This is a genomic window from Gemmobacter nectariphilus DSM 15620 (assembly GCF_000429765.1).
Lineage (GTDB): Bacteria > Pseudomonadota > Alphaproteobacteria > Rhodobacterales > Rhodobacteraceae > Wagnerdoeblera > Wagnerdoeblera nectariphila.
In genome coordinates this window covers 1-7,233 of the sequence record NZ_AUCM01000045.1, presented here as the reverse complement: position 1 = coordinate 7,233, position 7,233 = coordinate 1, and the positions used below count along the sequence as shown (strand labels likewise).

General features: G+C 65.8%; 4 protein-coding genes and 1 pseudogene. All 5 read right to left on the bottom strand.

Annotation, left to right across the window (positions count from 1 at the left end; translation table 11 throughout):
• Window positions 1-190: 190 nt before the first annotated feature.
• Window positions 191-3,538, bottom strand: coding sequence for an error-prone DNA polymerase (locus G481_RS0118455; RefSeq protein WP_028031301.1), 3,348 nt, complete (start codon window positions 3,536-3,538; stop codon window positions 191-193).
• On the bottom strand, window positions 3,535-4,947 hold the full coding sequence (locus G481_RS24585) for a Y-family DNA polymerase (protein WP_342666602.1): 1,413 nt from the start codon (window positions 4,945-4,947) through the stop codon (window positions 3,535-3,537). The genes G481_RS0118455 and G481_RS24585 overlap by 4 nt, the downstream gene beginning before the upstream one ends.
• A gap of 13 nt (window positions 4,948-4,960) precedes the next feature.
• A complete protein-coding gene (locus G481_RS24580; RefSeq protein WP_051294656.1) occupies window positions 4,961-5,563 on the bottom strand; it encodes an ImuA family protein in 603 nt (200 codons plus the stop codon).
• On the bottom strand, window positions 5,553-6,233 hold the full coding sequence (locus tag G481_RS0118440; RefSeq protein ID WP_028031300.1) for an SOS response-associated peptidase: 681 nt from the start codon (window positions 6,231-6,233) through the stop codon (window positions 5,553-5,555). Before G481_RS0118440 ends, G481_RS24580 begins: the two co-directional genes overlap by 11 nt.
• Window positions 6,234-6,525: 292 nt before the next feature.
• Window positions 6,526-7,233: pseudogene (locus tag G481_RS26135) on the bottom strand (DUF2793 domain-containing protein); the annotation flags it as partial.

The following is a 7,233-nucleotide window of genomic DNA, read 5'->3' as shown; positions in this document are numbered from 1 at the left end:
GGCTCATAACCTGAAGGCCGCAGGTTCAAATCCTGCCCCCGCAACCAAATTCCTGAAATATATCAGACACTTAGAACCCGACGTAAACCGTCGGGTTCTTGCTTTTGATATTCTTGTCAACACCTGGTCAACATTCGACCAGTCCCCCTTCGACGGGCCTGCGGATGGGCGAATACTTCCATTTTTCCGATCAATGGAAATCCCGACTAGGAAACAGCATCCGTGCCTGTTCGCGAGGATGGCGCGCTGTTGGTCTCCTGCTGCCGCCAGTCGGGCGCCCGGTTTCATCGGCGCGACCGTCGTTGGGCGCGATCAGGACGGGGCGGCCCAGAGTGGCCAGCAGAGGGGAAACATCCTCGACCCTCTCGGCGATCAGATGGGTGACCGGGCCATCGCGCTCAATCCGGCCGGTCACGCGCACGAGCCGCCCGGCGATCACCGCCTTGCGAAAGGTCTCGTAGACCTTCTTCCAGACCACGACATTGGCTGTGCCGGTCTCGTCCTCCAGAGTGAGGAAAATGACGCCCGACGCCGTGCCGGGGCGCTGCCGGGTGATGACAAGGCCGGTGACTGTGATGCGGCCACTGGCCTGTGGCAGGCGATCATGGGCCAGGCTTTCCGGCAGGCGCTGTCGCAACAGTTCCATCGGATGGGCACGAAGACTGAGCCGCAGCGATAGGTAATCCTCGATCACCTCCTGACCCAGGGTCATCTGGGGTAGCTTGACGTTGGGTTCGGTAGCTCCCTCGCCGTCGGAGCCAAAGAGGGGCAGCGGCGCAGGGGCTTTCAACGCCTTGGCTGCCCACAGAGAGTCTCGGCGATTGAGACCGATGGCGGCAAAAGCGTCAGCCTCGGCGAGCCGTTCCAGCGCATCGGCGTGCACGCCCGCCCGGCGCCAAAGGCTTTCGACATCGGGATAGCCATTACCGCGCGCGGCGGCGATCCAGATGGCGTCCTCTTCCCTCATCCCCTTGATCTGCCGGAAGCCGAGCCGCAGGGCCAGCGCCCCATCGGGGCGCGGTTCCAACGTGCAGTCCCAGAACGAGTGGTTGACCGAAATGGGCCGCACCTCCACTCCATGATCGCGGGCGTCGCGGACCAGCTGTGCAGGTGCATAGAAGCCCATCGGCTGCGAATTCAGAAGCGCGCAGGTGAACACCGCCTGATGATGGCATTTCAGCCAGGCGGAAATATAGACCAGCCGCGCAAAGCTGGCGGCGTGGCTCTCGGGAAAGCCATAGCTGCCGAAGCCCTCGATCTGGGCAAAGCAGCGCGCCGCAAAATCGGCGTCATAACCGCGCGCCAGCATGCCGCTGACAAATCGCTCGCGAAACGAACCGATGGTGCCCATGCGTTTGAAGGTGGCAAGTGACCGGCGCAGACGGTCGGCCTCGGATGGTGTGAAGCCTGCGGCGACGACGGCGATCTGCATCGCCTGTTCCTGAAACAGCGGTACGCCGTACGTACGGCCCAGAACTTCCATCATCGCGGGACCGAGATCTTCGACCATTTCGCGCCCCATGCGGCGGTTGATGAAGGGATGCACCATGCCGCCCTGAATCGGGCCGGGGCGGACGATGGCGACCTCGCAGACCAGGTCATAGAATTTGCGCGGCCGCATCCGGGGCAGAAAGTTCAATTGCGCCCGGCTTTCGACCTGGAACACCCCGATGGCATCAGCGCGGCAGAGCATATCGTAGATCGGCGGGTCTTCGGGCGGCACATTGGCCAGCGTCAGCTGCTGCCCGCGATGCTCCTCCAGAAGCGCAAAGGCTTTGCGGATGCAGGTCAGCATGCCAAGCGCAAGGATGTCGACCTTCAGGAGACCAAGCGCATCGATGTCGTCCTTGTCCCATTCGATGATGGTGCGGTCGTCCATCGCCGCATTTTCAATCGGGCAAAGTTCGTCCAATCGCCCGCGGGTGATGACGAAACCGCCGACATGCTGTGAAAGGTGGCGGGGAAAGCCGATGATTTCGCCGATCAGTCGCACGGCCAGTTGCACGCGGCGGTCCGCGATGGAAAGACCTGCGTCGCGCAAGCGATCCTCGCCGGGCGCGGCGGAAGACCAGCCCCAGATTTGCCCGGAAAGGCGGGCGATCACGTCCTGGCTCAGCCCCATCACCTTGCCGACCTCGCGGATGGCGGCGCGGCTACGGAAATGGATCACCGTCGCCGTCAGCCCGGCACGCTCGCGGCCGTAGCGGTCATAGATCCACTGAATCACCTCTTCGCGGCGTTCGTGTTCGAAATCGACGTCGATATCCGGCGGTTCGCCCCGCTCCTTGGAGATGAAACGCTCGAAGATCAGGGTGATGCTTTCGGGCGGCACTTCGGTGATGCCCAAAAGATAGCAGACCACCGAATTCGCCGCCGAACCGCGGCCCTGACAGAGGATGCCCTTCGATCTGGCGAATTGCACGATGTCATGCACGGTCAGGAAATAGGGGGCGTAATCCACCTCGCGGATCAGCGTCAGTTCCTTTTCCACGCGATGCACGATCTTTGGCGGCGGACCAGAGGGGTAGCGCCAGTGAAGCCCCTCGCGCGCCAGCCGTTCCAGCCGGTCCTGCGCTGGCTCGCTCTCGGCTTCATCGGGATATTGATAACGCAGGTCGCTCAGGCGAAAGGCGCAACGGTCGGCAATCTCCAGCGTTCGGCGCAGCGCGGCGGGGTGGCGGTGAAACATCTTCGCCATCTCGGCGCCTGACTTCAGGCGGCGCTCGCCATTGGCCAGCCGGTGTTCGCCGATGGCGTCGATGGTGCAGCCAAGGCGCAGGCAGGTCAGCACATCGGCCAGGGGGCGACGGGCGGAACGGTGCATCAGCACATCGCCCACAGCGACCATCGGCTGGCTCACCTCCTGCGCCAGAATGCCGATCCGGTCGAAACGGATCTGATCCCGGCCGTCATAGCGCGGGGCGGCCCCCAGGAAGCACTGACCGGGGAAGGCGCGACCGATGGCGCGAAGATCGCCGCGGGTGCTTTTCGGGCCGGGATCGTCCAGCGGGTCGGGCGAAAGGGCGATCAGCACCATGCCCTTGCCCCATTCGACCAGATCGGCGCGTTGCAGGTGACATTCGCCCTTGGCCGCGCGCCGCTTGCCAATCGACAGAAGCCGGGTCAGGCGCGACCAGGCGGCAAGATCGGTGGGCAGGGCCAGCCATTCCACGGCGGAGTCCGTCAGCACCAGGCGCGCCCCTGCGATCAGTTTCGGCAGCGGTGCATCCGACATGGCAGAAGCCTCAGTCTGTCCGGTGAAATGCGGAACGGTCTGGCGGCTGGAATGGTCCGTCACGCGCTGCGAGCGGATGGTGGGGCCCGCCACCGCCGCCTCGGCTTGTGCCTCGTTGCGAAGACGCGCCAGTTCCTTCAGCGCGGAGAAAGCCCGCACCACGCCTGCCACAGAATTGCGGTCGGTGATGGCGATGGCACTCAGACCCAGTTCTGCCGCCCGCGTGACCAGTTCCTCGGGATGCGAGGCGCCGGTCAGGAAGGTGAAGTTCGATGTGACGCAAAGTTCGGCATAGGGAATCATGCGAATTCCCCCTGTACGTGCCAGTTCTGCGCCCCTCCGGGCGCGGGCCAGGCCGGGGTTTGCGGGGTGTGAAACAGCCAGAGCCGCGGCCCTTCCCGGGTCTCGATCCGCCAGTAATCGCGCAGGCCCGACCGCCAGGCGGGATCGTCGAACCACCATTCCGGACTGATGCGTTCCGGTCCCAGCGCGCGCAGCGTGGTCAAGCGCATGCGCCGCCAACGGAAACTCGCGGGCGGGTTGCCCGAGGCGGCGGTTACCGGCTCGGGCGGAAAGAGGGTGATCGGCCGCGCCGCCCCCCCGTGATGCGGGATCGGCTCGGCTGCCGAATAGGCAGCGGGGGCGAGAAGGAAGCTGCGTTCAGGAATCAGGCTGGTCGCGGGTAAAAGCCGCAGCACCCGGTCAAAGCCGATGCGATTGCCGACCGAAGACAGCAGGTCGGCTAGTGCGTCGTCGTGCCGGATCGCCGGGCCCCCACCCATCTGTTCGGGCGCAAGGGCCTCGGTCACCGGGGCAGTCAGGCGAAGGGCATCAATGCCGAAGCCGGAATCTACCTCGTCCACGCCCTTGGCGAACAATGCCGCGATCCGGGCAGGGTCGCGCATAGGCCGGGCGAGGCCGATCTCGACCTGTGCCGAGTGGCGATCCACCCGCCGCAGCTCCAGGCGCACGCGCCGCGCGCCCATCCGATGCTGGGCGAGTTTGACGCAGAGCCGGTCCAGCAAGCGTTCCAGCCCCGCCATGACATCGGCTTGCAGCCCGATCGGTTCGGGGAGCGTCATCCGCACCCCGAAATGCGGGGCGTCCGGTTCCGCTGCAACGGGCTCGTCCCGCTGCCCGAGCGCCTGATCCAGCCGCAGAACCAGCCCTTGCCCGAAGCGGCGGGCCAGAGGCGCGCGCGGCAGATGCGCCAGATCGGCAATACGTGCCAGGCCCACCCGCGCCAGCGCCTCGGCGGTATCAGGGTCCACTCTGAGGGCTGTCACCGGCAGGTGCCCGATCCCCTCGATCAGTCGCCCGTCAGGCACGATGCCGCCGCCGTTACGGGCCAGCGCATGGGCGGCGCCACGGGTTCCGGCGATGGCGCTTTCCGCATGCAGGCCCGCCCGCGTCAGTCGCGCGTGCAAGTCCTCGCGCAAATCGGCTTCGCCGCCAAACAGATGCGGCACGCCCGAGATATCGGCCAAAAGACCGTCCGCGCCATCCGTGGCAATCATGGGGGCATAGCGGCTGGCCCAGCGGCGCAAGGACACCAGCGCCGCCGCCTCACGCGCCAGATCAGCGGGGCGGATGGCAAGATCGGGACAGATCGCGCGGGCATCGGCCAGTGCCATGCCGCGATGCAGGCCGCGGGCCGTGGCGGCGGGGTTCAGGCAATGCAGATGATCGGCATTGCCCGAGCGCAGGCTCAAGGCAAGGGGCCCTTCAACCGGGCGGTTCCGCAGGCTGATGTCGCTGGCCAGCCTCGGAAACCAGATGGACAGCAGCCGTCGCGCCATTCCAGTTCACAATCCAACTTCCGCAAGTTCCCTTTTTGTTCTTATTAAGGGTCCAGCAATGCAGAGTCGAGTCCGCAGCCGGGCTTGCTACGGGGGCACAGGCCCAGCGCGTTTCGGTGGCATTGCTGCCCGCGCCTTCGCGGATCAGCATCAGGCCGGTGGTCCGCCCAGCCTCGGCCGCCAGTTGCAGGCGACGCCCGGCGGTCAGCGACAGGGGCTTTTCCGGTTCGGCGATGACGAGGCCGACGGGAGCCGAGCGCAGTGCCTCCTCGATGCACCACAGCAGATCGGTCTCGCCCTCGGCGCGGAACAGGTGCAGCCGTTCGCCGACACCTTTCGGCAATCCGCGCAGCATCGGCAGTTCCGGCACATGGGCGGGCAGGATCCAGACCAGCGGGCCGGGATGCCGCACCGCCTGAAACAGCGCAAAGGTTCGGCGACCGCGGCCTTCGGCTTCATGCACACGTCGCCCACAAAGGTCGAATTCGTCGGCGTGGGCCAGTTCAGGGCGCAAGGTCTCAGGCCGCATCTTCCCGGACTCCCTCCGCCACGATCTGCAGCGTACCGTCGGACAGGGGGCGTTGCAGCGGCAGGGCCTCGGCCACCGGTGCAGTCAGCCAGCGCCGCCACTCCTCGGGCCTGGTCAGGATCACCGGCATCGCCTTGGGATGGATCTTCGCGACCTCGGCATTGGGGGGGCAGGTCAGAAAACCGAACAGCTCTGCCGTCACCTCGCCCTCCTTCAGCTTGCGCACCGAGGTCCATTCGGTGCGGATGCCCGCAAAGAAGGCCAGGGGGCGATGCTGGCCAAGCGCGAACCAGACCGGATGGTTGCGGGGTGCGCCCGGGCGGCTGTCGATCTCGGAAAAGCTGGTGAAGGGGACGAGGCAGCGATGTTCCACCCCGAGCCAGCGTCGCCAATGGGCCGAAGCGACATTGCGAATATTGGTGACGCCGGGATCGGTGCGCTTGCCTGCCAGAAACACCTGCGGTGTAGGCATACCCCAGCGCGCCATGGTCAATTGCCAGCCACCCTGCGCCCCGTGCCGGATGATCGGCGCGGGATAGTCGGGGAAGATTCCGGTCATGGGTGGCAGATTGCCGGTCAGATCGACCACGTCCTCGTCATCCGCGCGCATGTCGTCAAAGACATGGCGCATGGCGTCCTGGCTCTTGGTCTGGGAGTACAAATTGCACATGTGCAGGTCCGGGAATCATAAAGGCAGGACAGAACATTGCCAGAACGACGGGTTTGGGGAAAGCGTGGTTCAGATTTCGGCCTGATCCAAGGTGCACAATTGTGCCCATCGCCGCAGGGGACAGATGCCGCTTAGCCGTGCCACCATTCCGGCGCAGCGAATCCCTGCCGCTTTTTGAAACCGTGAACCCGTGATCCGGGCCGGGCGATACGCCACGGTCGAGGCGTTCGGCGCTTCCCGTTGATGTCGCCCGGCCCGGGCTTCACACGAGTTGGCTTTCCAAGAAGCTGGCTCAGAAGTCCGTCTCGACGTAGACCCCGGCACAGTCGTAGGCGACGACGGCGGCGGTCGCGCCGGTGTTCAGGAACAGCCTCGGCGACAGGAATTGCGTGGCCGCTGGCAGGTCGGCGGTGATCTCCTGTTCGAAGACCGCGCCGGAAACCTCGTCGACGACACGCACCCAGACCGAGCTGCCGTTCGGCGGGGCGGCGATGAAGATCGTCAGCACGCCACCGGTGGCGATGGCGAAGGACGCGCCCATGTCAGTCAGGGTCGGTGCGCCGGTACCGTCGTTGCGAACCAGCTGCCAGTTCGCATGGGTTCCGCGCTGGAAACCGATGCCGATGCAGTTGATGGCTGCGGCCAGGGTCAGGGTGGTGGCCAGCGCGGCCGTAGATCCGTAGAGGCCGAAGAACCCCATGCCGGTCGCTTGCAGCGTCGTCAGCGAAATCCGCGTCACGAAGGTCCAGCCGCCGAGGCCCGCCGCGTTGCCGCGCCAGCAGGCCCAGCCTGCGGAACGCTGGTCGGCGACCGAGTCCACGACCGCCGCGGAAGTCAGACGCCAGCGCCGCATCGAGGCGGCAAGGTTGGTGGCCGCCAGCGTCGGGTGCGACACGGTGCCGACCGAGGTGATCGGCATCCCTTCGGTGGTGATCGTCGTCGTGACCGAAGGTGACCACGTGGCGATCCGGTTCACCCCGAAATGCGGCTGCAAAGGGAA

Excerpts from the sequence above, each read along its gene's own strand:
- G481_RS0118455 (WP_028031301.1), bottom strand. The coding sequence starts at position 3,538 with ATGATTCCCTATGCCGAACTTTGCGTCACATCGAACTTCACCTTCCTG.
- G481_RS24580 (WP_051294656.1), bottom strand. The coding sequence starts at position 5,563 with ATGCGGCCTGAGACCTTGCGCCCTGAACTGGCCCACGCCGACGAATTC.
- G481_RS0118440 (WP_028031300.1), bottom strand. The coding sequence starts at position 6,233 with ATGTGCAATTTGTACTCCCAGACCAAGAGCCAGGACGCCATGCGCCAT.